This is a genomic window from Curtobacterium sp. VKM Ac-2887, from assembly GCF_015350935.1.
Lineage (GTDB): Bacteria > Actinomycetota > Actinomycetes > Actinomycetales > Microbacteriaceae > Curtobacterium.
Map to the genome: position 1 here is coordinate 22,495 of NZ_JADKSB010000012.1, position 23,512 is coordinate 46,006.

The following is a 23,512-nucleotide window of genomic DNA, read 5'->3' on the forward strand; positions in this document are numbered from 1 at the left end:
GGGGCTCAGAGGGATTCGGCGACGTCGAGGATGCGGGTGATCCGGACGGCGTAGTCCTGGTCGACGACGACGACCTCGCCGTGCGCGATGAGACGACCGTTCAGCAGGACGTCGGCGGGCGCACCGGCGCTGCGGTCGAGTTCGACGACCGCGCCGGGCTCCATGCCGAGCACGTCGCGGACCGACATGCGGGTGCGACCGATCTCCACGGTCAGGGTCATCTCGACGTTGTTGATGCGGCCGAGGTTGCTGGCGGGCACCCCGACGGGTGCGGCGGCCGAGACCGTGCCGTGCTCGCGCACCCGGATGCCGAACCAGCCGCTCGGGACACCACCGGCGGTCAGCTCGAACACCACCGTGTCGGGGTCGGCCAGCAGCGCCGCCGCCGACTCGCGGCTCGCCTCGCCGAGGACCCCCACGCCGAGCACGGACGCGGCGGCCTCGAGCGACGGACGCAGCACGTCGGTGACGGCCACGATCCCGTGGTCGGTGCCGCCGGCCGCGATCACGGCCTCGAGGTCGGTGAGCACGAGGGCCAGATCGGCCGACAGGCCGCCGACGAACGACGCGACCACGGCGTCGGTCGCCGCTTCGAGCACGACCGGGGTCGCGCCTCCCGGCAGCAGCAGCGCACCCAGCGGGACGGCCGTCGGGAGCTGCGCCGCGAGCGACTCGGCGGCGGTGGTCTGGAGGGTGGTCGTTTCGGTCATCAGTGCTGCTCCGTGCTCGTGGTGGTGACGACGATGCCGGCGAGGCGCGAGCCGTTCGCGCCGACCGCGGCGGTGCCGACGGGTTCACCGTCGACCGCGATGGTGAGGGGGCGGTGCTGCGGGTGCGGCAGCGGCAGGACGTCGCCGACCGCGAGCCGGAGCACCTGCGTGGGCAGGACCGTCGCCGGGGCGAAGCGCAGGCTGACGCCGACGGGGACGCCTGCGAGCTGCGCGTCGAGCAGGGCCTGGGCGTCGGCGGGCGACACGTGCGCGGCGGCCTCGCCGAGCTGCGGCAGCACGGCCTCGGCCGGCAACGCGAGCGTGCCGGGGGCGACGCGGTCGCCGACGCGGATCGAGAACGCCGCGACGATCATCAGGTCGCCCTTCTGGGCGGCCTGGGCGAACTGCGAGTTGAACTGGAAGCCACCAGCCGTGACGTCGTGCGCGAGCAACCCGCCGAACGAGTAGCGGAGGTCGTCGAGGGCGTCCTCGACGATCTTGCGCACGAGGGCCTGCTCGATGGGCGTGAAGGTGCGCTCCGGGGTCGGCAGCGGCTTCGAGGCGCCGAGGGCGTGCGAGACCCAGGTCAGCGCGGCGTCGAGCGGGACCTGCAGGACGCCCTTCGGGGCGACGTCCGCGATCGGCAGCAGCACCATGCCGGTGAGCGCGGGCAGCGAGGCGGCGTACTCGTCGTACGTCACCATCTGCACCTGCTCGCAGGTGACCTGGCTCACGGCGCGCACCTTCGCGGTGAGCTGCGTGCCCCACTGCCGCGCGAAGGTCTCGAACGCGAGCTCGAGGACCCGGGCGTGCTCGCGGGCGAGCGTCGACGGGCGCGCGAAGTCGTACACCTCGGGCGCTGGCAGGGTCTCGGTCACGGGTGCGTCTATCGGTCGCCTGTGCGGCACCCGTCAGTGCTGTACCCCGTACTGGGGATGCGGGGTCTCCAGCCCCGTCGGTCGTGCGTCAGCCCTGGCGTGCTCCGTCCTGCGCCTTCGCCAGTGCCGGCATCAGCGCGCTGACGTCCTGGTCGGCGTTCGACAGCACCACGATGTCGACCCGTCGGTTCAGGGCGAGGTCCTGGTCGGTCCCGCCCTTCGCGAGCGGCCGGCTCGACCCGAAGCCGACGCTCTGCACGTGGTCGCCCGGCATCCCGCCACGCTCGACGAGGTCGCGCAGCACCCCCGTCGCCCGGGCCGCGCTGAGCTCCCAGTTGGTGGCGTACGGCGCCGTCGAGTTCCGCTGGTCGGCGTGCCCCTCGACACTGACGTCGTGGTGGCTCGTCTGCAGGACCGGGGCGATCGCGTCCATGATCGACCTCGCCTGGTCGGACAGGTCCGCGCTGTTCGTGCCGAAGTAGGTCTCACTGCCGACGAGCCGGACGATCAGGCCACGGGCGTCGACGGTGAACTGCACGTTCGCGGTCTGCCCCGCCTTCGCGAGGTTCTGCTTGATCGCCTGCTCGATCGCGGTGAGGTCGTCGAGCTCCTTCTGGGCGTCGGCGAGGTCCTGCTTCGTCGCGGTCACCGGCACGACGGTCGACGCGGGGTCGACGTTGGTGTCCTTCGTGCCGGACGACGCCGTCGAGTGGTCGGCCTGCGACTTGTCGGTCGAGTACCCGGAGCCGTCCTCGACCTGGTCCTTCGTCACCACCGTGCCGCTGGCGGTGTCGACCTTCTGCGACTTCACCTCGCCGAAGCCGGTCGCCAGGGAGTTCTTCAGGGCGATGTACTTCTCCTGGTCGACCGTCGACATGGCGAACAGCACCAGGAACATGCACATCAGCACCGTGATCATGTCCATGTACGAGGCCATCCAGCGCTCGTCGGGGTGCTCGGCGTCGTCGTGGCCCTTCTTCGCACGACCGCGGCCGCGCCCACGGGGGTTGGCGCTCATCGTCAGGCCGCCAGCTGCTGGTCGTCGGCGTCGGCGTCCTGCTTGTTCTTGCCGGCCTTGCTCTTCGAGGTGTCGGCGCGCGCGGCCGGCGGCACCATCGCCTTGAGGCGTTCACCGAGCAGGCGGGGCTGGCTGCCGGCCTGGACCGCGAGCAGCCCTTCCATCAGGAGCGTCTGGCGGTCCGACTCGAGCTGTGCGAGCTTCCGGAGCTTGCCGCCGATCGGCAGCCACATGAAGTTCGCGGTGAGCAGGCCCCACAGGGTCGCGACGAACGCACTCGCGATGAGGGGGCCGAGCTCGTCGGGCTTGCCGAGGTTCGCGAGCACGTGGGTCAGGGACACGACGGTGCCGATGATGCCGACCGTCGGGGCGAAGCCGCCGAGCCCCATGAAGAACGCACTCGCACTGCGCGTGGGGGCCGCGTTCGACTCGATCTCGTCCTCGAGCAGGATCCGCAGCTCGTCGCCGTCGGTGCCGTCCGCGATGTTCTGCAGCGCCTTCTTCATGAACGGGTCGTCGTGCTTGTCGGCCTCCTGCTCGAGGGCGAGCAGACCGTTCGAGCGAGCCGTCTCCGCCAGGCCCACGACGTCGTCGATGACCGATTGCGGCGGCGTGACCTTGCCGGTGAACGCCTTCGGGACGGCCTTGAAGCTCGCGATGGCGTCCTTCAGCGTGGTGCTCGCGATGCCGCAGCCGATGGTGGCACCGAACACGAGCAGCATCGGCGCGGGCAGGAACAGCCCGGCGAGCTCGACGTGCTCCATCTCGACCATGCCGAACAGGGCGCCGAAGGCGAGCAGGATCCCGATGATCGTCGCGATGTCCACGTCAGCGTCCCCCGTCCTGCGTGCGGAGGGGTGCGACCGCGGTGAGCGTCGGCTGGGGGCCGGTGGCGTTCCGCGTGTTCGGCAGGTCGGTGCCGTAGGCCATGCCGACGATGCGGGCGCGGTACGCGGCGATCAGGTCGATGACGTCGGCCATGGACTCGCGGACGATGTACTTCGCCCCGTCGACCATGATGAGCGTCGTGTCCGGCGTCTCGTGGATGCGCTCCACGAGGTCGGGGTTGACAGCGAATGCGCTGCCGTTGAGTCGTGTGACGACGATCATGGCCCGTCCTGGTTCTCGATCGTCCCGCCGCCGTCCGTGGGGCGGGATGCTGCCCGTCCGTGGGCCTGCACGGAGGTCTATCGGCGGGTGGGGCCGGGGCGTTAGCAGCGGTCACTAGCCTTGACTGGTGATCACCGCAGCGGACCTGCTCGACCACCCGCGGGGGCGCCGGTTCTGCTTCGAGCTCGTCAACGGGGTGCAGCAACCGGACGACCCCGACGCCGTGGCGAGCGCGCTCGCCGCCGTGCCCCTGCCGGTCCTCAGCGAGGACAGCGTCGTGGTGGCACTCGAGTCGACTGCCGAGAGCGCGCTCTGGTGGCAGCCGGCGGATGCGACCGATGCGCTCCTCAGCCGTCCCGAGTTGCGGCCGGCGCTGACGCGGATCGCGCGCTGGGCGGTGGACAGTCCGGTCGTCCGACAGCTCGCCGAGCCGCAGGGCGGAGCGTGGACCGTCGTGTTCGACGACGACGACCAGCCGCGCCGCCCGAGCACCGGGCAAGCGCTCCGCGACTGGGCGCAGCAGCTGCGCGACGAGGTCGCTGCCGGCAGTCCCGGCGTGACGAGCGGCGTCTGGTGGACCACGCCGCCGTGGCCGCTCCTGCAGACGACCCGGGCTCCCTTCCCGTCCGCCGGTCCCCTTGCACTGTGGGCGGTGGAGGATTCCTTCGGCCATGAGCACGCTCGTGCGCTGTCCACACCGATCGACCCCGCTGCTCGCGTGTTCACCGTCGACGGCCCCGACGACTGGGCCGCGCTGTGCCGTCGTTGGCCGCTCGACGTGACCACGACCACCCGACGGAACGACTGGCGGCTGGCGACCGGACGGCAGGGCACCTGGGTGCTGCCCGACTGGTCCGGGGTGGCCGCCGAGTACGACGTCGTCCACCTCACCGTCGCGGGGTGGTTCCGCACCTCGGGGGACGCGGTGAAGGTCGACGACGACCGCGCGAGCGTCGTGGCCGGCTGGACGCCGGACTCGGCCTACCGCCTGACCGAGCACGATCGGGCTGCGGGCGCCGGGGAGGCGTGGGCTCGTCCCGGCAACTTCGGCGTCTGGCGGCGACTCGACTGACATCTTCGTCCCCCGAATTCTCAGCTGTGACGTATTCGAGACCTCGGGGCGCGCAACGGGTGTCGTTCTCCAGTCCTTTTATCTCATGAGCGTGTTACGTTGGCGCCATGTCCGACACCACCACCGTCGTCTCGCCGGCCACCCCGGCATCCGCCGCCCCGCTTCGCGAGGTCGGTGCCCTCATCCGGGGCGCCCGCAAGGGCCGCAGCATGACCCAGGCGCAACTCGCCGAACGCGTCGGCACCAGCCAGAGCGCGATCAACCGCATCGAACAGGGCGGGCAGAACCTGTCCCTCGAGATGCTCACCCGCATCAGTGACGCCCTCGACCAGCAGATCGTCTCGATCGGCGGCGCCCCGCAGCGTGCCCACCTGCGCGTGCAGGGCGGCCGGAAGCTCAGCGGCTCCATCGCCGTCAACTCGAGCAAGAACGCCGCCGTCGCGCTGCTCTGCGCCTCGCTGCTCAACCGCGGTGTCACCCGCCTGCACAAGGTCGCCCGGATCGTCGAGGTCGACCGGATCATCGACGTGCTCCGCAGCCTCGGCGCGAGCGTCACGTGGTCCGAGGACGGCGAGACCCTCGAGATCGTCGCCCCGTCCGACCTGCACCTCGACGCGATCGACGCCGACGCCGCCCGCCGCACCCGCAGCGTCCTGATGTTCCTCGGCCCGCTCAGCGGCCGGTACGAGTCCTTCCGGCTCCCCTACGCCGGCGGCTGCGACCTCGGCACCCGCACGGTCGAACCGCACCTCATCGCGCTGCGCCCCTTCGGCGTCGACGTCGAGGCGACCTCCGGCTGGTACGAGGTCGGCGTCGCGAACCAGGACGTCCCCACGAAGTCCGTCGTCCTCACCGAGCGCGGCGACACCGTCACCGAGAACGCGATCCTCGCCGCGGCCGCCCGCGACGGCGAGACCGTCATCCGCAACGCCAGCCCCAACTACATGGTGCAGGACCTCTGCTTCTTCCTCGAGCTGCTCGGGGTGCAGGTCGAGGGCATCGGCACCACGACGCTCCGCATCACCGGCAAGAGCCGCATCGACGAGGTCGTGGACTACTGGCCGAGCGAGGACCCGGTCGAGGCCATGAGCCTGCTGACCGCCGGCATCGTCACCGACTCCACGCTCACCGTCACCCGGGCGCCGATCGAGTTCCTCGAGATCGAGCTCGCGACCCTGGCCGAGATGGGGCTGCGCTTCGACGTCACCGACGAGTACCCCGCCGCGAACGGCCGCACCCGGCTGGTCGACATCACCGTGCACCCGTCCGAGCTGCACGCCCCGATCGACAAGATCCACGCGATGCCGTTCCCCGGGCTGAACATCGACAACCTGCCGTTCTTCGTCGTCATCGCCGCGATGGCCGAGGGCACCACGCTCGTGCACGACTGGGTCTACGAAGGCCGGGCGATCCACCTGCTCGACCTGACCCGCCTCGGCGCGAGCGTCACCCTGCGCGACCCGCACCGCCTCGACGTCACCGGTCCGACGCACTTCTCCGGCGCCGAGATCAGCTGCCCGCCGGCGCTCCGGCCCGCGGTGGTCATCCTGCTGGCGATGCTCGCGGCGAAGGGCGAGAGCGTGCTGCGGAACGTGGGCATCATCGCCCGCGGCTACGAGCAGCTGCAGGAACGGCTGAACTCCCTCGGCGCGTCCATCGAGACGTTCCACGACTGAGGCGACCGCCTGCCCGCGTGACCCGACGGCCCGTCCCCGCAAGTGGGGACGGGCCGTCACCCGTTCTGCGCGGATCGACCCGTGCCTCCAGGCTGATGCGCAGGAGCGCTCCACCACCCACCCAGGCGACCGGTGCTGGATGGGGTGATGGCCACGAGATCGCTCTTGACCGTCCCCCTGCTCATCACCGTCGCGGCCGCCGCGGCGGCCTGGTTCGTCCTCGGCCCCGCCGCCGCCCTGGCGTTCGTCGCGCTCGCGCTCCTCGAGATCGCGATGGCCGCCGACTCGTCGGTGCCGATGGCCGGCATCGCCGGACGGCTGCACTCCCCCGCCCGACGGCTGTTCCTGTCGCTCGGGATCGTCGCGGGCGTCCTCGCGATGCGGCTGCTCCTGCCGCCGGCGGCGGTCGCGGTCGGCGACGCGACCGACCCCGCGAGCTCCGTGCAGGAAGCCGTCTTCGCGCCTGGCTCGTTCTCGGCGCACCTCGCCGAGGTGCGACCCGCCCTCGCCGCCTTCGGCGCCGCCTTCATCTGGCTCGTGTTCGCCGAGTACCTGTTCAACACGGACCGTGCGTCGCGCAGGTCCTGGCTGGGCCGCCTGGAGGCCCGGCTCGCCGCCGTCGCGCGTCCTCGCGTCTGGTCGCTGGTCACCGCTGCGACGGGGGTCGCCGTCACGGCCGTCCTCGTCGGTGTCGACCGCGCATGGTCGCCGGGAGCCCTGCTGCCGGTCGTGCTCGGCGGTGCGGCGGGCATCGTCGCGTACCTCGGGTCGAAGCGCGTCGCCGCCTGGGCGCTCGACGGCGTCGGCTCGGACACCGCGTCGATCGGGGTCGGGCGGGGTGCCTGGCGGATCCACGCCTACGCGTCGACGGTGGTGTTCGAGCGGGGGCTCGTGGTGTTCATGCTGTTCGAGATCCTGGACGGTGTGTACAGCCTGTCCGGGTCCGGGACCCTCGGCGCCGACGGCCTCGGAGCGCTCGAACAGGCGGCGGTCGCCGTGGCGGCGATCGGTGTCGGTGCCGTGTTCCTGGCGCGGTTGACCTCGCGGTTGGACGAAGCCGCGGGGCTGAAGCGGCTGCGGTACCTGAAGGCCGGGGCGGCGTACGTGCTCGGGGTGCTCGCGGTGCTGCTGTGGGCGAGCCTGCTCGTGCCGATCCCGGGGGTCGTCGTCGCCTGGTTCGGCAGCGTGGTGATCGGTTCGGCGCTCGCGAGCTCGTTGCCGTGGCGGGCGTGGTGGCGTCGGGTGGCGCGGGGATCCGCGAGGTCGCGCAGCAGCAGCGGTCTCGCTCCGTGAGTCAGCGGTGGTCGCGGCGAGCGGCGGCTGCGGGAGCGTCATCGCGGACACCGGCGGCGAAGAGTGCCTCCTGCGCGTCGGCGAGGTCCTTGCCCTCGATCGAGAACGCGTCGAAGACCGCGTGCCGGAACCCGAGCCACCCGACCACGACACCGACCGCGACGAGCGCCGTGAGGATGCCGTACATGACCTCGGGGTGGTCGAGGAGCAGCGGGGTCACGAACGCCAGCAGCGCCGCGGCGATCCGGGCCACCGCGATGATCGTTCCCTGGACCGAACCGCGGAGCAACGTCGGGAACGACTCCTGCGACCAGACCTTCATGATCGCCTCGAAGGCGAACGCGTTGCCCACCGCGCCGAACGCGAGCATCGCGACGAGGGTCGGCAGCGAGAAGCCGAACACGAGCGGCAGGCCGTAGCTCACCACGAGGCACACGGCGCCGACGATGTAGAACGGCATCCGCAGCCGACCGTCGACGATGCGCATGAACCAGAACGCGAGCAGCATCCCGATCGGCACGCTGACCAGGTTCATCGTCGAGAAGAACGGCACCGACAGCCCGACGACGTTGACGGCCACGTAGGCGCCGAACTGCCCGCCGGTGTTCGCGCCGAGGTTCGTCAACGTGTAGAAGACCAGCAGGGACAGGAACGGCAGCAGGAAGATGCGCTGCGTCAGCACGTCGCGGATGCCGTGGCGGGCAGCACGGACGGTGTGTGCGCCCGCGGCCTTCTCGGCATGGGCGTCGGACCACGTGGTGGACTCCGGGATCGTGAAGCGCAGGACCATCACGACGAGTGCGACGACCCCGACGTGCGCGAACATGATCTGACCACCGGCACGGCCGAGGTCTCCGACGCCCGCCGAGATGGCGTAGGTCGCCAGGATCCCGGCGAACCAGAGCACCTGGGAGAAGCCGACGAGCCCGCCCCGGTTCTCGTCGGTCGCGGCCTCGGAGATCGTCGCGAGCGAGACCGGCAGGTCCGCTCCGGTGCCGAGGCCGACGAGGATCGTGCCGATGAGCAGTCCCGTGAACGCCGGGCTCGCCACCAGGACCCCTGCACCGACGACGGTCATGGCCATCGTCACGATGAACACCGCGCGCCGGCCGAACAGGTCGCCGAGCCGCCCGCCGGAGAGCGCGCCGATCGCGATGCAGAACGTGAGCGCGCCGGAGAGCACCCCGATCTGCGTGCCGGTGATGCCGATCGACTGCTGGTACAGGACGAGCGCGGTGCCGGAACTCACGATCGCGGCCGCGTCGATGTACGAGGCCATCCCCGAGACGACGGCGACCCACCAGGGGTGCGGTCGCCGGGCGGGCTGCTGGGGTCGGTTCACTGCGTTCTCCCTTGAACGTCGGCCGAACACCGGATGAAACGGTTCAACCGGTCGGCGGCACTGTAGCTCGCCGAGTGCCGCAACCGCAAGGATCGTTTACTCCGCCTGCTGCCCACAGCCTCGCTGTTCGTTTCCTGAGGACATTGACTTCTGCGACTCCCAGAACCTACGGTCATCGCAGCGGCACCGTCGCCGCGCGTTCCCGAGGAGAACACCATGTCGATCGAGCACCTCGCCCGTGGCGTCGCCCATCCGGCCATCGAGTACCGTCCGGAGCTGCGGTGGTGGCTCGCCGAGGGGCTGCACACCGACGTGACCCTCCGACGCGAGGTCGACACCGCCCACGCACTCGGGTTCGGCGGCATGGAGTTCCTGGCGATGGACGAAGGGGCGATCGACCACGGCCGGTACGGCTGGGGATCCGAGGAGTGGGTGCACGACTCGCAGATCGTCGTCGAGGAGACCACCGCCAGGGGCATGTCGGTGAGCTTCACGTCCGGGACGAACTGGTCGAACGCGAACCTGCCGACGATCGACGCAGACCACCCCGCCGCTGCGCAGGAACTCGACGTCGTGCACGAGGACCTGCCCGGCGGGACGAGCCGCTCGGGTGCGCTCCGTCGGATCGACCTCGACGCGCCGATCGCACACACGACGCTCCCCGGTGAACGCGGGACGGTGCGCGTCCAGACGCTCGTCGCGGTGGTCGCGACGCGCGTCGTCCCGGACTCCGCCGGTTCCGGCGCCGCAACCGTGCTGGACCCCGACTCGGTGGTGGACCTGACCAGCGCGGTCACCGACGAGGCACTCGACTGGACCGCACCGGAGGGCGGCACCTGGCGGTTGTCCACGTTCTGGAGCCACGGCACCGGCCAGACGGCGTCACCGTCGGCGACGGTCAACTGGACGGTGAACTACCTGGAGCGAGCGGGCGTGGATGCCGTGATCGACTACTGGGAACACGTCGTCCTAACCCCTGGCCTCCGCGCCGAGATCGCCCGCAATCCCCGTGCCCAGATGTACATGGACTCCCTCGAGCTGTCGACCTACGGCGACGGTGGCCTCTTCTGGGGAGCGCACGTCGCCGAGGAGTTCCGGACGCGCCGCGGCTACCCGATCACGCCGTGGCTGCCGTTCCTGACCCGCAGCGCTCCGTTCATGGCGTCGAGCACCACGTACCACGCCGAACCGGTGCCGGACCGGGCGGTCGACGTCGAGAAGGTCCGCTTCGACTACGTCCGGACGCTCACCGACCTGTACATCGAGAACATGCTGCGCCCGTTCGCGGCGTTCCTGCACGCCAACGGCATGACGCTGCGGTCCGAGATCAGCTACGGGCTGCCGTTCGAGTTGACGCGCCCCGGGCCGGAGGTCGACGGGATCGAGACGGAGTCGCTCGAGTTCGCCGCGCAGATCGACGCGTACCGGCTGCTCGCGGGGCCGGCGCACCTGTTCGGCAAGCAGTACTCGTCGGAGACCGGTGCGACGACCCGTAACCACATGCTCGACCACCGGTTCTACGACCAGATCGTCGCGACGCAGCTCGCCGCCGGCATCACGAAGACCGTCCTGCACGGCTGGGCGAGCACCACGGGCGCCGAGGGCGTCACGAGCTGGCCGGGACACGAGGGCATGTGGAGCATGTTCTCGGAGCGCTTCGACGCCCGGCAGCCCGCTGCCGAGTTCTACCCGCTCTGGAACGACGCGATCGGCCGGTACCAGTACGTCCTGCGCCAGGGACGCCCGCGGATCGACGTCGGCATCCTGCACACCGACCACTTCACCGACAACGCGTCCGGCATGGTGTTCCGCGACGCCGACGGTGGCCGCGTCCCCGACGAGGTCGCCTACGGCCAGTACTGGATGCGCGACCGGCAGAACCACTGGTGGCGCGACCTCGGCATGCAGGACGCCGGGTGGACGTACGAGTTCCTCGACGGGTCGCTGCTGCTCCGCGACGACGTCCGGGTGGACGGCGGCCTGGTGCAACCGGACGGCCCCGGGTACCAGGCACTGCTCGTCTTCCAGAGCGCGCTCGATGCCGACGTCGCAGCACGCCTGCTCGCCTGGGCCGAGGACGGCGTGCGGATCCTCGTCGTGCACGGCACGCGTGAGCTCAAGTCGCTGATCGCCGGGACGGACACGCACCACCCCCGAGCGGCCGCCCGCACCCCGGGCCTCGACGGACGCGACGCCGAGCTCGCGGACACCGTCGAGCGGCTGCTGGCCCTGCCGTCGGTGACCGCGATCGACGACGCCGCCGACACCGTCGCCGCCCTGCGCGGCCTCGGCGTGACCGGCCGCGCCGAGTTCGTGACAGAGGACCGGAGCATCCTGTCGCACCTGCGCGAGGACGGTGACCTGCTGCACGTGTACCTGTACCACTTCCTGTACGAGACGACCTCGGCGACCACCGTGGAGGTCGCGCTGCCCGGCACCGGCGCGGTGTACCGCGTCGACGCCTGGTCCGGCGCGGTGTTCCCCCACCCGGCCGCACGGACCGAGGGCGACCGGACGATCGTCACCGTGGACCTCGCGCCCGGTGAGACCGCGCTGTTCACGCTCGACCGCAGCGGGCCTGCGCGCGAGACCGCACTCGACGCCCGGCTCGGCGGACGCACGACGACCGACGTCGTCGTCGAGATGACCGACTGGCGGATCGCGGTCGAGAGCTGGGACGCGGGCGGTGAGGAGCTCATCACCGAGGACCGCGGCCACGGCTACGTCACGCGCGAGGTCCGGCCGCTGACCGACGTCCGACGACTCGACGCCGGTACCGGTCCGCTCCGTCCGTGGAAGGACCTGCCCGCCGTGGGACCGGAGGTCTCCGGGGTCGGCGAGTACGCCACGTCGTTCTCCGTCGACACGGTGGACGACGACGACGCCCGGTTCCTGCTGGACCTCGGGTCGACGGCCGGCGGGCTCGGTTCGGTCGTGCTCAACGGCGGACCGGCACGCGGGTTCGACACCTCGCACCCGGTGGTCGACGTCACCGACGACCTGCGCACGGGAGAGAACACGGTGGTCGTCCGCGTCGCCAGCTCACTCAACAACCGGTTGCTCGCCCGCGGGTACTACGAGGACGTCCCCGACATCATCGCGCAGCTGCTCGGCGACCCCGACGCGGTGCAGACGACACACGTCCGCGACCACGGCCTACTCGGTCCCGTTCGTCTGGTGGTCGGATGACCCGTCGCGGCGGACGACCGAGCGGTGTGGACCTGCGCCCCGTCATCACCCCCGACCCGTTCGACATCCGGGTCGCACTCGCGGGCATCGTGCACTGGGCGGACAGCCCGCAGGTCCGGCAGCGCATGATGACCGCGATCGACTTCCCGGTGGCCGATCTGTCGATGTTCCTGGTGGTCAACCAGCTGACCTACCGCGGAGCGACGAAGCCGAGCGTGCTCGCGGGGGCGTTGGGCACCGGTCGTGCCAACCTCACGAAGATCGCGAACCGGCTCGAGGACATCGGGCTCGTGGTCCGGGTACCGGCTCCCGATGACGAGCGCAGCGTGTTGATCGCGCTCACCGCCGAGGGCCGCGGGTACGGCGAGCGGATCAGCGACCAGCTCAGCCAGGACCTCGACGCGGTCCTCGCCCACTGGGGTCCGAAGGACGTCGACGCCCTCCGGCGGGTGCTCGCGCGCCTGCGACACGACGCGGCGAACGGGCCCTGAGCCGAGCGTCGCTCCGGCTCCCGTGTGCACGATCACCGTCGGCCGCGTTGACTGGAGTGTCGGTCGAACGAGGAGTGCACGTGCTGGGTCCTGAACTGGTGGTCGTCCTCGGCCTCGCCATCGCACTGACGGCGGGGATCGCGGACCGGATCCGGGTGGCCCCTCCAGTCCTGCTGCTCGTCTTCGGCGCTGCGCTGGCCTTCGTGCCGGAGTTCGCGGACGTCGAGCTGCCGGCCGACGCCGTCCTGCTGTTGTTCCTGCCGGCGCTCCTGTACTGGGAGAGTCTGACGACGTCGCTGCGCGAGATCCGGAAGAACCTGCGCGGCATCGTCCTGATGGGCACGCTGCTCGTCGTCGCCACGGCGGGCGCCGTCGCCGTCCTGCTCCACCTGCTCGGCATGCCGTGGGGTCCGGCCTGGGTGCTCGGCGCCGCCGTGGCTCCGACCGACGCGACCGCGGTCGGGGTGCTCACGAAGATGCTTCCGCGCCGCAACGTCACCGTGCTGCGGGCGGAGAGCCTGGTGAACGACGGCACGACCCTCGTCGTGTACGGCATCGCGGTCGCCGTCACGGTGGGCACGCAGGAACTCACGTTCTGGGGCGTGTCGGGGATGCTCGTCCTGTCGTACCTCGGTGGGGTGGCCGCGGGGCTCGCCGCGGCGTGGGTCGGCACGCTCGTGCTGCGCCGGGTCGACACCGTGGTGCTCGAGAACCTCGTCACGCTCCTCGTGCCGTTCGGTGCGTTCCTGGCTGCCGAGGCGATCGGTGCCTCCGGTGTGCTCGCCGTGGTGGCGGCCGGCATCGTCGTCAGCCAGGTCGGGCCGAAGCTCGACCGCGCCGAGACCCGGCAGCAGGTCCGCGCCTTCTGGTCGTTCCTGACGTTCCTGCTCAACGGTGCACTGTTCGTCCTGGTCGGCATCGAGGCGATGGTCGCGGCCCGGGCGCTGACGCCGTCCGAGCTGCTCCGCGCCGTCGGCGTCGTCCTGGCCGTCGCGGTCGTGCTCGTCGTGGTCCGGTTCGCGTTCCTCAACGCCGCGGGCGGCACCGTCTGGCTCGTCACCCGTCGCACGGGAGGCGCGCCCCGCGAGGGCCACCGCGACCGGCTCGTGAGCGGCTTCGCCGGGTTCCGCGGCGCGGTCTCGCTGGCGATGGCCGTCGCCGTCCCCCGCGTCCTGGAGTCCGGAGCGGACTTCCCGGACCGCGACCTCATCGTCTTCGTCACGGCGGGCGTGGTCGTCGTCACCATCGTCGGTCAGGCACTCGTGCTGCCGGCGGTCCTGCGGCGGGCTGCGCTGCCCGAGGACGAGTCGGTCGGTGAGGAACGTCGCTACGCCGAGCGGACCGCGATCGAGGAGGCCCTCGACGCCCTGCCGCGGTTGGCACGGTCGACCGGAGCCGACCAGGCCACCGTCGACCGGGTGCGCAAGGACTACGAGGCGCACTTGGATGTGATCCAGGCGCGCGAGGAGGACGACGACGACCACCCGGCGGTGCAGCGGCACGACACCGCCGTCGCGCTCGAGCTCGCCCTGGTGCAGCACAAGGCCGCGACCCTGCTGCGGCTCCGTGACTCGGACGAGATCGACGACCTGGTGCTCCGCCAGGTCCGCGCCGGCTACGACGCGGAAGAGGCGCGACTCGACGGCATCACCCCCGCGTAGCGGGACACCGGACGGGGCGGTCAGACCGGTCGCGCGCGGTCAGACCGGTCGGGGGCGGTCAGCCCGCGATGCGGAAGCCGATGTGGCTCATCCCGGTGTCGGACTCCTGGCCACGCCGTGCCGCCGGACGGTACCGGCGGCAGTAGCTGTCGGCGCACAGGAACGATCCGCCCTTCACGACCCGGCGCTCGACGGTCACGGCCTCGGACGCCGGCGCACAGCAGTCGTGCTCGGCGGCGGGGTCCACGTACCGGTCGCTCGTCCACTCCCAGACGTTGCCCGCCGTGTCGTGCAGACCGTAGCCGTTCGGTGGGAACGACCCGACCGGCGACGTCCGTCCGTACCCGCGTTCCGCGCGCCAGGGGAAGTCGCCGTGCCAGTAGTTCGCGCGCCGCTCCCCGGGGCGCTCCGCCTCGTCCCCCCAGGTGAACTCCGCGCCCTCGAGGCCACCGCGCGCCGCGAACTCCCACTCGGCTTCGGTGGGCAGTCGCCCGCCCGCCCACACCGCGTAGGCAGCCGCGTCCTCGTGGGCCACGTGCACGACCGGGTGGTCGGCGCGGTCGGCGATGGTCGAGCCGGGACCGGAGGGACGACGCCAGTTCGCGCCGGGCGTCCACGCCCACCACTGGCTGAGGTGTCGGAGGTCCACCGGCCCGCTCGTCCCGGTGAACACCATCGAGCCGGCGTGCAGGTTCTCGGCCGGGGCACCGGGGAACTGCGCCGGGTCGAGGGGCCGCTCAGCCACCGTGCGGTACCCGGTGGCACGGACGAACGCCGCGAACTCCCGGTTCGTCACGGCCTGCGGGGCGATCTCGAACGCGGCGACGGTGACGCTGCGCGCCGGGGACTCCTCCGGGTAGTGCTGGTCGGAGCCCATCGTGAACGCGCCGCCGGCGATCCGCACCATCGAGGAGCGGATCGCCGTGGCGGTGGCCGGGCCGGTGGTGGTCGGCACCGTCAGTCGCCGCCGGCCAGGAACGACTGCAGCTTGTCGACCGCCTGGTCGATGCTGAACGTCGCCGCGCGCTGTCGTGGCGGGAACTCCTCGAAGGTGTCCAGGAACTGGGTGACCAGCGTCGTGGCGGCGAGCAGCAGGTAGTCGTTCTCGAACAACCAGTCGAAGTACGTGTTCGACGTCTGGTCCGCTCGTTCGAACGGGTCGGTCCGCAGGTTGTAGAGCTTCGGGACCCGCAGCACGACGAACGGATCGAACCAGACCTGCAGGGTGCCGGTGACGCGCTGCTCCATGAACACCGCCTTCCAGTTGTCGAACCGGAGCGCGAGGACGTCGCCGTCGTCCGAGAAGTACACCAGGCCCGGTCGCGGACCCTGCTCGACCTCCCCGGTCAGGTACGGCAGGAAGTCGTAGCCGTCGATGTGCACCTTGTAGGTCCGGTCGCCGATCGTCTTCCCTACCTTGAGCTCCTCGACCGTGGTCGTGTCCCCCACCGCCGCCAGGAACGTCGGGAGCCAGTCGTGGTGCTGGATGATCGCGTTCGAGATCGACCCCGCCTCGATGTGGCCGGGCCAGCGGATCATCTGCGGGACCCGGAACGCGCCCTCCCAGTTCGTGTTCTTCTCACTGCGGAACGGGGTCATCCCGCCGTCCGGCCACGTGTTCATGTGCGGGCCGTTGTCCGTGGAGTAGATCACGATCGTGTCGTCCGCGATCCCGAGCTCGTCGAGCTGGTCGAGGAGCGAGCCGACCACCAGGTCGTGGTCGATCATCGTGTCGTGGTACGGCGACTGCCACCGGCCGGCCTGCCCCCGGCTCTCCGGCTTCGGGTGCGTCCGGAAGTGCATGTGGGTGGTGTTCATCCAGACGAAGAACGGGGTCTCGGACTCCGCCTGACGCCCGATGAAGTCCATCGCGGCGTCCGCGAACTCCTCGTCGATGGTCTCCATGCGCTTCTTGGTCAGCGGGCCGGTGTCCTCGACGCGCTGCTTGCCACGTCGTCCGTATCGACCGTCCTCGGTGTCGTCGTCCTCGTCGGTCGACCACGAGTGGATCACGCCGCGCGGCCGGGCCCGCTCGTTGAAGGCCGGGAACTCCTCGATGGACGGCCAGTTCGCCGACTCGGGCTCCTCCTCCGCGTTCAGGTGGTACAGGTTGCCGTAGAACTCGTCGAACCCGTGCGCCGTCGGCAAGAACTCGTTCTTGTCGCCGAGGTGGTTCTTGCCGAACTGCCCGGTGGCGTACCCGTGCGGCTTCAGCACCTCGGCGATCGTCGGGTCCTCGGCGCGGAGCCCCAGGTCCGCGCCGGGCATGCCCACCTTGCTGAGCCCCGTGCGGAACACGCTCTGCCCCGTGATGAAGGACGACCGGCCGGCGGTGCAGCTCTGCTCCCCGTAGGAGTCGGTGAAGCGCATGCCCTCATCCGCGATCCGGTCGATGTTCGGTGTGCGGTAGCCCATCAGGCCATCGCTGTAGGCGCTCAGGTTCGTGATCCCGATGTCATCGCCCCAGATGACCAGGATGTTCGGCTTGTCCTTCGGCATCGCTGTCCTCCTCGTTCGTGTGGTCGTGCTCGTGCATGGATCGTGCTCGGGTGCGCTCCGGTGCGGGCCACCCCGACCGGGTGAGATCGTGGACGTCGTCTGCTCAGCCCGTCAGCAGCGCGACGGCCACCGCGACGGCGGTCGCCAGCGCACACGCGATCGGCAGGAGCCCGAGTCCCTGGGCCGCCGTGGCGGTCGACCGCACCACCAGGTGCCGACCGTCGAACCGGCGGAGCAGGAGCCCCAGGATCACGACGACCACGAGGCCGACCCCCGCGACCGGGAGCGTCCACCACCAGTCGAGGGGCGCCACGAGACCGAAGGCGACGAAGAAGGCCACGGTGGACACGAGTGACGCGGCCGTCACGAGGACGAGTGTCCGAGCCGACGGACCGACTGCGCTCGTCACGGGCGCCCGCCCAGGTCGTGCGCGATCGCCCGGAGGTCCTCGTCGGAGAGCGTCGTCCGGAGCACCGTGCCGCCGAGGTCCGTCATCGCGCCGACGAGCCGGTCCCCGTCGCCAGACGCCACGGAGACGACGACGGCCGCCCCGCCCCGCGCCAGCTCGACGGCGAGACGCTCCCGGAAGTCCGCGTCCACGCCGGCACGGTCCAGGCTCGCGAAGAGCGCCCCCACCGCACCGCCGACGACGAGCCCCGCGAACGGCATGAGGAACAGGAACCCGAGCACGGTGCCGAACACCGCGCTCGAGGCCGCCCGCGCACCACGCTGCGAATCACGCCCGGTGGAGTCGACGTGCGTGCGACCGTGCTCGTCGACGTGCACGACGGCGATGCCGTCGAGGGCGATCTCCGCGCGGCGGTCGAGGCGCAGTGCGGCGTCGTGCGCCGCCCGGGCACCGTCGTCGTCGTCGAAGGCGATGACGACGAGCTCGGTCGCCCGGTCGCTCACGCCGCAGCCGGTGCCGGTGCCGCGCGGGTGCTGCCGACCGCGTTCGCCTTGATCGCGTCGAACTCCGCCGCCGTGATCGTGCCGGCGTCGAGGAGCGCGCGCGCCTTGGCGATCTCGTCGGACGGGGACGTGCCCGCCACGGTGCGGATGTAGCCGTCGGCGGCGTCCTTCTGCCGCTGGGCGGACTCCGCGCTGCGGTCCGCCATCCCACGACCGCGTGCGATCAGGTAGACGAACGTCGTCAGGAACGGCACGAAGACCAGGAAGAAGACCCAGATCGCCTTGTACCACCCGCTGAGCGAACGATCCCGCACGAGGTCCGCGAGGACCGAGAAGAGCGCCATGAGCGAGGCGATGAGCGCCGAGATGAGCAGCCCGTACCAGATCACTGCCCAGAACGTGTACCAGAAGTCCATGATCGTGTTCCCTTCAGGAGTGCGTGGGACTGCTGTCTAGCGCCGACGGCGCGCGGCCGGCACCACCCGCTTCGGGCGATCCGGCGCGACGGGCGTTCCGGTTCACCCGATCAGGATGGTGCGCACCTGCCTGCGCGGCCGGACGATCCCGGGCATGGACACACTCCCCTCCTGGCGCCCGGGGCACGCCCGCGACGCCGTCGAACGGTTCCTGACCCGCACGACCGGCGGGGACACCCCGCTGCCGGTCGACGACCGCGTCGCCGTCTTCGACAACGACGGCACGCTCTGGAACGAGAAGCCGATGCCGACCCAGCTGCACTGGCTCGTCGAGCAGTGGGCCGCTGCTGCGTCCGCCGATCCGGAGCTCGCTCGCACGCAGCCCTACGCGGCCGCGCAGTCCGGTGACCTGTCGTGGATCGGGGGCGCCGTCGACCGGCACGCGAGCGGGGACGACTCCGATCTCCGGCTGCTGCTGGCCGCGGTGGGGCGTGTGACCGCCGGCATGAGCGTCGACGACTACGGACGGCTCGTGTCGGACTTCTACGCGCACGCCGAACACCCCGTGCTCGGCGTTCCCTACGCGGCGACGGTCTACCAGCCGATGGTCGAGCTGGTGCGGCTCCTGCACGAGCACGGGTTCACCTGCTACGTGGTGTCTGCGGGGGAACGCGACTTCATGCGTCCCATGACGGAGCAGAACTACGGCATCGCCCCGGAGCACGTCATCGGCTCGGCCATGGGGTTGGAGTACGTCGACGGCGAGGTCCGCTACGTCGACGCACTCGCGTTCTTCGACGACGGCCCGGAGAAGCCCGTCCGGGTCTGGAGCCGGATCGGGCGGCGGCCGGCGGTCGCGGTCGGGAACTCCGACGGCGACCGGGAGCTGCTCGAGTACACGGTGCCGGGCGACCGGGGACTCCGGCTGCTCGTCCACCACGACGACGACACCGGCCGTGGCGACCTGCCGTACGACAAGGGCGCCGAGGTCGTGCTCCGCGAGGCCGACAAGCGCGACATCACCGTGGTCAGCGTCCGCGACGACTGGGCAACGGTGTTCCCCACACCGTGAGCGGATCGACTGCGCGCCCGGAGGGTCACGGCGCTCGCTCGGACCGGTGGGCCCCGGACGTGCTCGGTCCCGACTTCGAGGCCCGCTCCCTGCCGCTCGAGGACGACGACGAAGGACCGGTGACCGCGACCCTGGTGCGACGGACCCGGACCCACCGGCTCCCGCGACGGTGGCGGACCGCGATCCCGTGGCGGTCGGACCACCTCCCGCTGGGCGGCGCCGACGTGCTCTACGTCCACGGATGGTCCGACTACTTCTTCCAACGCGAGATGGCGGAGCACCTCGAGGCGCTCGGCGCGCGCTTCTTCGCCCTGGACCTCCGGAAGTACGGCCGGAGTCTCCTGCCGCACCAGACCCCCGGGTACGTCGACGACCTCACGGTCTACGACGAGGACATCGCTGCGGCACTCGACACCATCGGGCACGGTGACCCCGAGCACGGACGTCGACGACTCATCCTGTTCGGCCACTCGACCGGCGGGCTGACGTTGGCACTCTGGAACAGCCGCCACCGGGGTGTGGCCGCCGGGCTGGTGCTCAACAGTCCGTGGCTGGAGTTCCAGGCGACCGGCTTCGCCCGCGAGCTGATCGCGCCGCTGATGAAGCTCGGCGCGCGGCGCAATCCCCTCGCACCGCTCCCGACCGTCGACCCCGGCTTCTACACCCGCACCGTGTCGAGCGGGTCCGACGGTAGCTGGACCTACAACCAGGCCTGGCGTCCGGAGCGCGGTTTCCCGCTCCACCCGGGGTGGCTCGCAGCGGTGTTCGCCGGTCAGGACCAGGTCGCCCACGGGCTCGGTGCCGAGACCCCGACGCTCGTGCTGCTCAGCACGCACAGCCTGCTGTCCCCGAAGTGGTCGGAGGAGATGACCCACGTCGACGTCGCACTCAACGTCGACGCCGTCGCGCACCGAGCGCTCTCGTTGGGCGACGACGTCAGCGTCGCCCGCATCCACGGCGCCCTGCACGACGTGATGCTCTCGGAACCCCGGGTCCGCGAGACCGCCTACACCGCCATCCGACGGTGGGCACGCACGCTCCCGCTGCCGGGCGCCTAACCGACCAGGACGATGACGATGACGATGACCGAGAAGCCCGAGCGCCCCCACTGGACGCGCCGACGCGAGGTGGCGACCGTGGTCCTCCTCTCGATCACCGCGGTGGTGACCGCCTGGTGCGGCTTCCAGGAGTCGAAGTGGGGCGGCGAGATGTCCATCTCGTTCAGCCAGGCGTCGAGTGCCCGGATCCAGGCCGCCGACGCCGCATCCGGCGCGCGCGACGCACGGCAGTGGGACGTCACCATCTGGGTGCAGTGGGTGCTCGCCGATTCACGGGACGACGCCACGCTCCGCAGCTACGTGCAGGAGCGGTTCTCCCCGGAGCTCCGCACCGCGTTCGAGGAGTGGGACGGTACCGGTCGGACCGCGGACGGGCCGTTCGCGACGGACGCGTACGTGCCGGCCGGATCGGACCGCGCGACGGCGCTCTCGGCGAAGGCGGACCGGCAGTTCGACCGTGCCCTCGCCGACAACCAGCAGTCCGACGACTACTCGCTCCTGACGGTGCTGTTCGCCCTCGTCCTGTTCTTCGCGGCCGTGTCGGACCGAGGCAGCCGCGAGTGGGCTCGCATCGCGTTGTTCGTCGCCGCGGTCATCGGCCTCGTCGGCGGGGCGTGCCTGCTCGCCACGTTCCCCGTCCTGGTCTGAGACGGGCGCGAGCGCGGCAGGTGCGCCGCCCACGGACAGGACGGGAGGCCCGGTGCCAGCTGGCACCGGGCCTCCCGTCCGGTGGCCTACGCGTCTTCGGGCGCCGCCGCGTCGGACGCGAGCGCCTTCCGACGCTGCGCGACCTGGACCGCGATCGCGACCGGGATCGCGGCGAGGGCGACCGCCCGCAGCCACGGGCGGTCGAACACGTGCCGGGTGGCGTGGTCGAGCGACACCGGACCGGGGCCGCCGAGCGCGAACATCGCCGCCGAGAAGCCGAGGAACGCCGGGAACTCGAAGCCGCCGTCCGCGTTGAAGAAGCCGTTCGGGGTGTGCACGCTCGACGCGACACCCATCGTCGTCGCGGCGCCCGCACCGGCGATCGGGGTGGCAAGCCCGAGTGCCAGGGCGGCACCGGAGCCGGCCTCGCCGATGCCGGCCAGCACGGCGTTCCGCTTGGCCGGGCGGAACCCCATCGCGTGCATGCCCTGCGCGGTGCCCTCGATGCCTCCGCCGCCGAACGCGCCGAAGAGCTTCTGGGAGCCGTGCGAGACGAGCACGGCTCCGAGGGCGATGCGGAGCAGGGTCTTGGCGGTGACCGAAGCGGTACCGGTGGTGTGCGAGCTCATGCGCGCGACGGTACGCCGGGACCGTACGCCGCGACCGGCGATCGTGAGCAGAAATGGTCGGGTCGCCCGGAGGCACCCGACCATTTCTGCTCACGAAGCGCACGACGCGAAGCGCGACGCGAAGCGCGCAGCGCACGGCGCCGCGACGCGCGCAGCCCGCCTACCGCTTCAGGTTCGTCAGCTCCTGCAGCACCTCGTCCGAGGTCGTGATGATGCGCGCGTTCGCCTGGAACCCGCGCTGCGCCACGATCAGGTTCGTGAACTCCTGCGACAGGTCGACGTTCGACATCTCGAGGGTGCCCGCCGCGAGCGAACCGACGCCGGCCGAGCCGGGACCACCGACGGTCGCGGTGCCCGAGTTGCCGGTGGCACGGTAGCCCGAGGCGCCCGTCTTCTCGAGGCCCGCCGGGTTGGCGAACGTCGCGAGGGCGATGCGGCCGAGGGCGAGCGACGCACCGTTCGAGAACGTGCCGGTGACGGTGCCGTCCTTCGAGATGGCGTAGCCCTGCAGGGCGCCGGCCTCGCGGCCGTTCTGCGAGCCGATCGACGCGGTGTTGAGCGAGGCGAAGCCCGTGAGCTCCCCCATGTCGACGGCGATGCCGCCGACCGTCAGGGCGCCACCGGAGGTCAGCTTGCCGTCGGTGCCGAACGTGAGGGACCCGTTCGTGGTGGTCCCCTGACCGTTGCGTGCGGTGACGTCCCAGCCGGTGCCGGTGCGCGTGTAGGCGAGGGACATCGTGTGCTTGGCGCCCGAGGCGTCGTAGACGGTGGCCTCGCGGGTGATGGTGTCGCCGACGGCGGTCTCGGACGGCAGGTTGCCGGCGACCGAGGCGGAGGTGGTGCGGACGGCCGGTGCCGCGGCGTCGAGCGGGAGCGTGATGTCAGCGAGGCCACCGTTGTCGTTGACGACGCCGTTCGTGGCCGGGTAGCCCTGCACGATCTTGCCGTCGGCGGTGACCAGGCGGCCGTCCGCGTCGAAGTCGAACGCACCGGCGCGGGTGTAGACGGTGTCGTTGCCGAGGCGGGTGACGAAGAAGCCGTCGCCGGAGATCATCAGGTCGGTGGCCTTGCCGGTGGCCTGGGCCGAGCCCTGCGCGAAGTTGGTGGAGACGCCGGCGACCTGGACGCCGAGGCCGATCTGCGCCGGGTTGGTGCCGCCGACACCGGTCTGCGGTCCGCCGGCACCCTGGGTCATCTGCGACAGGGTGTCCTGGAAGACCGTCGACGAGGCCTTGAAGCCGACGGTGTTGACGTTGGCGATGTTGTTGCCGGTGACGTCGAGCATCTGCTGGTGCGAGCGGAGGCCGGAGATCCCGGAGTAGAGCGAGCGGAGCATGGTGCGTCCTTTCGGAGAGGCAGGAAGAGCAGGAAGGAGAAGGGGAAGGAGAACGGTCAGGAAGCCGGAGCGGTGGTGGTGATGCCGGAGATCACGTCGAGAGCGACCTCCTTCCCGTTCACGGTGACCGTGGGCACGCTGTTCGCGTAGGACACGGCCGAGGCGGTCCCGGTGACGGCGGTACCGGTCGCAGCGTCGGTGTAGCTGACCTGCTTGCCGACGAGGTTCGCGGCGGCGATGCGCATCTGGAGCGAGAAGTTCTCGTTCCCCGTCGTGGTCTGGTTGGTGATCTGCTCCATCATCGCGAGCTGCGTCTGCTGGCTGATCATCTGGTTCGTGTCCATCGGCGACGACGGGTCCTGGTTCTGCAGCTGCGTGACGAGCAGCTTCATGAACACCTCGGAGTCCATCGTCTGGGACTTCTTCGCGGTCGAGTTCGCGGCGAGGGCCGCGGCCTGGGCAGCCTGGTCCACGCTGCCGGTGATGCCGTCGATGGGCATGG

General features: G+C 71.1%; 23 protein-coding genes. 9 read left to right on the plus strand and 14 right to left on the minus strand.

Annotation, left to right across the window (positions count from 1 at the left end; genetic code table 11):
- Positions 1 to 5: 5 nt before the first annotated feature.
- From fliN to ITJ69_RS14145, 5 genes are all read right to left on the minus strand, one after another.
- Positions 6 to 710: a flagellar motor switch protein FliN gene (fliN, locus tag ITJ69_RS14125; RefSeq protein ID WP_194673072.1), complete on the minus strand. Its 705-nt coding sequence runs from the start codon at positions 708 to 710 to the stop codon at positions 6 to 8.
- On the minus strand, positions 710 to 1,588 hold the full coding sequence (locus ITJ69_RS14130) for a flagellar motor switch protein FliM (protein WP_133936637.1): 879 nt from the start codon (positions 1,586 to 1,588) through the stop codon (positions 710 to 712). The genes fliN and ITJ69_RS14130 overlap by 1 nt, the downstream gene beginning before the upstream one ends.
- A gap of 88 nt (positions 1,589 to 1,676) precedes the next feature.
- Entirely contained in the window at positions 1,677 to 2,606 is a 930-nt protein-coding gene (locus ITJ69_RS14135; RefSeq protein ID WP_159573533.1) for an OmpA/MotB family protein, read from the minus strand.
- Between the two features lie 2 nt (positions 2,607 to 2,608).
- Complete coding sequence (locus tag ITJ69_RS14140; protein ID WP_194673073.1) at positions 2,609 to 3,433, minus strand: motility protein A; 825 nt, start codon at positions 3,431 to 3,433, stop codon at positions 2,609 to 2,611.
- A 1-nt stretch (position 3,434) separates the two neighbouring features.
- On the minus strand, positions 3,435 to 3,716 hold the full coding sequence (locus ITJ69_RS14145; RefSeq protein WP_111084138.1) for a flagellar FlbD family protein: 282 nt from the start codon (positions 3,714 to 3,716) through the stop codon (positions 3,435 to 3,437).
- A 127-nt stretch (positions 3,717 to 3,843) separates the two neighbouring features.
- Between ITJ69_RS14145 and ITJ69_RS14150 the strand changes: the two genes are divergently transcribed.
- The 3 genes from ITJ69_RS14150 (at position 3,844) to ITJ69_RS14160 (ending at position 7,757) form a co-directional block, all read left to right on the plus strand.
- Positions 3,844 to 4,788 (plus strand): hypothetical protein, encoded by a 945-nt coding sequence (locus ITJ69_RS14150; RefSeq protein WP_194673074.1) that lies wholly within the window; start codon positions 3,844 to 3,846, stop codon positions 4,786 to 4,788.
- Positions 4,789 to 4,895: 107 nt separating this feature from the next.
- Positions 4,896 to 6,464, plus strand: coding sequence for a helix-turn-helix domain-containing protein (locus tag ITJ69_RS14155; protein ID WP_185002989.1), 1,569 nt, complete (start codon positions 4,896 to 4,898; stop codon positions 6,462 to 6,464).
- A 147-nt stretch (positions 6,465 to 6,611) separates the two neighbouring features.
- The gene (locus tag ITJ69_RS14160) at positions 6,612 to 7,757 is read left to right on the plus strand and encodes a DUF475 domain-containing protein (RefSeq protein WP_194673075.1); all 1,146 of its coding nucleotides are present in this window, start codon (positions 6,612 to 6,614) and stop codon (positions 7,755 to 7,757) included.
- Position 7,758: 1 nt separating this feature from the next.
- Here the strand turns inward: ITJ69_RS14160 and ITJ69_RS14165 are convergent, their stop codons facing one another.
- On the minus strand, positions 7,759 to 9,099 hold the full coding sequence (locus ITJ69_RS14165; protein ID WP_323743115.1) for an MFS transporter: 1,341 nt from the start codon (positions 9,097 to 9,099) through the stop codon (positions 7,759 to 7,761).
- Positions 9,100 to 9,315: 216 nt separating this feature from the next.
- On the opposite strand from ITJ69_RS14165, the gene ITJ69_RS14170 reads away from it, so the two are divergent.
- From ITJ69_RS14170 to ITJ69_RS14180, 3 genes are all read left to right on the plus strand, one after another.
- Positions 9,316 to 12,288 (plus strand): glycosyl hydrolase, encoded by a 2,973-nt coding sequence (locus tag ITJ69_RS14170; protein ID WP_194673076.1) that lies wholly within the window; start codon positions 9,316 to 9,318, stop codon positions 12,286 to 12,288.
- Positions 12,285 to 12,779: a MarR family winged helix-turn-helix transcriptional regulator gene (locus ITJ69_RS14175; RefSeq protein WP_173168525.1), complete on the plus strand. Its 495-nt coding sequence runs from the start codon at positions 12,285 to 12,287 to the stop codon at positions 12,777 to 12,779. The genes ITJ69_RS14170 and ITJ69_RS14175 overlap by 4 nt, the downstream gene beginning before the upstream one ends.
- Positions 12,780 to 12,859: 80 nt before the next feature.
- A complete protein-coding gene (locus tag ITJ69_RS14180) occupies positions 12,860 to 14,440 on the plus strand; it encodes a Na+/H+ antiporter (RefSeq protein ID WP_123292869.1) in 1,581 nt (526 codons plus the stop codon).
- A 58-nt stretch (positions 14,441 to 14,498) separates the two neighbouring features.
- Here ITJ69_RS14180 and ITJ69_RS14185 read toward each other — a convergent pair whose 3' ends face one another.
- The 5 genes from ITJ69_RS14185 to ITJ69_RS14205 all read right to left on the minus strand — a co-directional run bounded on the left by ITJ69_RS14185 (position 14,499) and on the right by ITJ69_RS14205 (position 18,267).
- Positions 14,499 to 15,347, minus strand: coding sequence for a formylglycine-generating enzyme family protein (locus ITJ69_RS14185; protein ID WP_131880222.1), 849 nt, complete (start codon positions 15,345 to 15,347; stop codon positions 14,499 to 14,501).
- 50 nt (positions 15,348 to 15,397) lie between these two features.
- Positions 15,398 to 16,939 (minus strand): arylsulfatase, encoded by a 1,542-nt coding sequence (locus ITJ69_RS14190; RefSeq protein ID WP_123292748.1) that lies wholly within the window; start codon positions 16,937 to 16,939, stop codon positions 15,398 to 15,400.
- 103 nt (positions 16,940 to 17,042) lie between these two features.
- Positions 17,043 to 17,306: a hypothetical protein gene (locus tag ITJ69_RS14195; protein ID WP_228505730.1), complete on the minus strand. Its 264-nt coding sequence runs from the start codon at positions 17,304 to 17,306 to the stop codon at positions 17,043 to 17,045.
- Positions 17,307 to 17,344: 38 nt separating this feature from the next.
- The gene (locus tag ITJ69_RS14200; protein ID WP_194673078.1) at positions 17,345 to 17,851 is read right to left on the minus strand and encodes a DUF1269 domain-containing protein; all 507 of its coding nucleotides are present in this window, start codon (positions 17,849 to 17,851) and stop codon (positions 17,345 to 17,347) included.
- Positions 17,848 to 18,267, minus strand: a complete 420-nt coding sequence (locus ITJ69_RS14205) for an SHOCT domain-containing protein (RefSeq protein ID WP_123339567.1) — start codon at positions 18,265 to 18,267, stop codon at positions 17,848 to 17,850. Before ITJ69_RS14205 ends, ITJ69_RS14200 begins: the two co-directional genes overlap by 4 nt.
- 154 nt (positions 18,268 to 18,421) lie before the next feature.
- Between ITJ69_RS14205 and ITJ69_RS14210 the strand changes: the two genes are divergently transcribed.
- The 3 genes from ITJ69_RS14210 to ITJ69_RS14220 are packed head-to-tail and all read left to right on the plus strand — an operon-like array spanning position 18,422 to position 21,045.
- Positions 18,422 to 19,339 (plus strand): HAD family hydrolase, encoded by a 918-nt coding sequence (locus ITJ69_RS14210; protein ID WP_194673079.1) that lies wholly within the window; start codon positions 18,422 to 18,424, stop codon positions 19,337 to 19,339.
- Positions 19,336 to 20,397, plus strand: a complete 1,062-nt coding sequence (locus tag ITJ69_RS14215) for an alpha/beta hydrolase (RefSeq protein ID WP_194673080.1) — start codon at positions 19,336 to 19,338, stop codon at positions 20,395 to 20,397. Before ITJ69_RS14210 ends, ITJ69_RS14215 begins: the two co-directional genes overlap by 4 nt.
- Before the next feature lie 18 nt (positions 20,398 to 20,415).
- The gene (locus tag ITJ69_RS14220) at positions 20,416 to 21,045 is read left to right on the plus strand and encodes a hypothetical protein (protein WP_228505732.1); all 630 of its coding nucleotides are present in this window, start codon (positions 20,416 to 20,418) and stop codon (positions 21,043 to 21,045) included.
- A gap of 86 nt (positions 21,046 to 21,131) precedes the next feature.
- Here the strand turns inward: ITJ69_RS14220 and ITJ69_RS14225 are convergent, their stop codons facing one another.
- The 3 genes from ITJ69_RS14225 to ITJ69_RS14235 all read right to left on the minus strand — a co-directional run bounded on the left by ITJ69_RS14225 (position 21,132) and on the right by ITJ69_RS14235 (position 23,510).
- Entirely contained in the window at positions 21,132 to 21,674 is a 543-nt protein-coding gene (locus tag ITJ69_RS14225) for a DoxX family protein (protein ID WP_123292743.1), read from the minus strand.
- A gap of 160 nt (positions 21,675 to 21,834) precedes the next feature.
- On the minus strand, positions 21,835 to 23,010 hold the full coding sequence (locus ITJ69_RS14230; RefSeq protein WP_123292728.1) for a flagellar hook protein FlgE: 1,176 nt from the start codon (positions 23,008 to 23,010) through the stop codon (positions 21,835 to 21,837).
- Positions 23,011 to 23,066: 56 nt separating this feature from the next.
- On the minus strand, positions 23,067 to 23,510 hold the full coding sequence (locus ITJ69_RS14235; RefSeq protein WP_123292727.1) for a flagellar hook assembly protein FlgD: 444 nt from the start codon (positions 23,508 to 23,510) through the stop codon (positions 23,067 to 23,069).
- Between the last annotated feature and the right edge of the window lie 2 nt (positions 23,511 to 23,512).

Bases quoted from the DNA above. Each gene is read 5' to 3' on its own strand.
- ITJ69_RS14225 (WP_123292743.1), bottom strand. From the start codon at position 21,674: ATGAGCTCGCACACCACCGGTACCGCTTCGGTCACCGCCAAGACCCTG.
- ITJ69_RS14155 (WP_185002989.1), top strand. From the start codon at position 4,896: ATGTCCGACACCACCACCGTCGTCTCGCCGGCCACCCCGGCATCCGCC.
- ITJ69_RS14145 (WP_111084138.1), bottom strand. From the start codon at position 3,716: ATGATCGTCGTCACACGACTCAACGGCAGCGCATTCGCTGTCAACCCC.
- ITJ69_RS14135 (WP_159573533.1), bottom strand. From the start codon at position 2,606: ATGAGCGCCAACCCCCGTGGGCGCGGCCGCGGTCGTGCGAAGAAGGGC.
- ITJ69_RS14220 (WP_228505732.1), top strand. From the start codon at position 20,416: ATGACGATGACCGAGAAGCCCGAGCGCCCCCACTGGACGCGCCGACGC.
- ITJ69_RS14190 (WP_123292748.1), bottom strand. From the start codon at position 16,939: ATGCCGAAGGACAAGCCGAACATCCTGGTCATCTGGGGCGATGACATC.
- fliN (WP_194673072.1), bottom strand. From the start codon at position 710: ATGACCGAAACGACCACCCTCCAGACCACCGCCGCCGAGTCGCTCGCG.
- ITJ69_RS14170 (WP_194673076.1), top strand. From the start codon at position 9,316: ATGTCGATCGAGCACCTCGCCCGTGGCGTCGCCCATCCGGCCATCGAG.
- ITJ69_RS14205 (WP_123339567.1), bottom strand. From the start codon at position 18,267: ATGGACTTCTGGTACACGTTCTGGGCAGTGATCTGGTACGGGCTGCTC.
- ITJ69_RS14235 (WP_123292727.1), bottom strand. From the start codon at position 23,510: ATGCCCATCGACGGCATCACCGGCAGCGTGGACCAGGCTGCCCAGGCC.
- ITJ69_RS14210 (WP_194673079.1), top strand. From the start codon at position 18,422: ATGGACACACTCCCCTCCTGGCGCCCGGGGCACGCCCGCGACGCCGTC.
- ITJ69_RS14175 (WP_173168525.1), top strand. From the start codon at position 12,285: ATGACCCGTCGCGGCGGACGACCGAGCGGTGTGGACCTGCGCCCCGTC.
- ITJ69_RS14160 (WP_194673075.1), top strand. From the start codon at position 6,612: ATGGCCACGAGATCGCTCTTGACCGTCCCCCTGCTCATCACCGTCGCG.
- ITJ69_RS14230 (WP_123292728.1), bottom strand. From the start codon at position 23,010: ATGCTCCGCTCGCTCTACTCCGGGATCTCCGGCCTCCGCTCGCACCAG.
- ITJ69_RS14185 (WP_131880222.1), bottom strand. From the start codon at position 15,347: ATGGTGCGGATCGCCGGCGGCGCGTTCACGATGGGCTCCGACCAGCAC.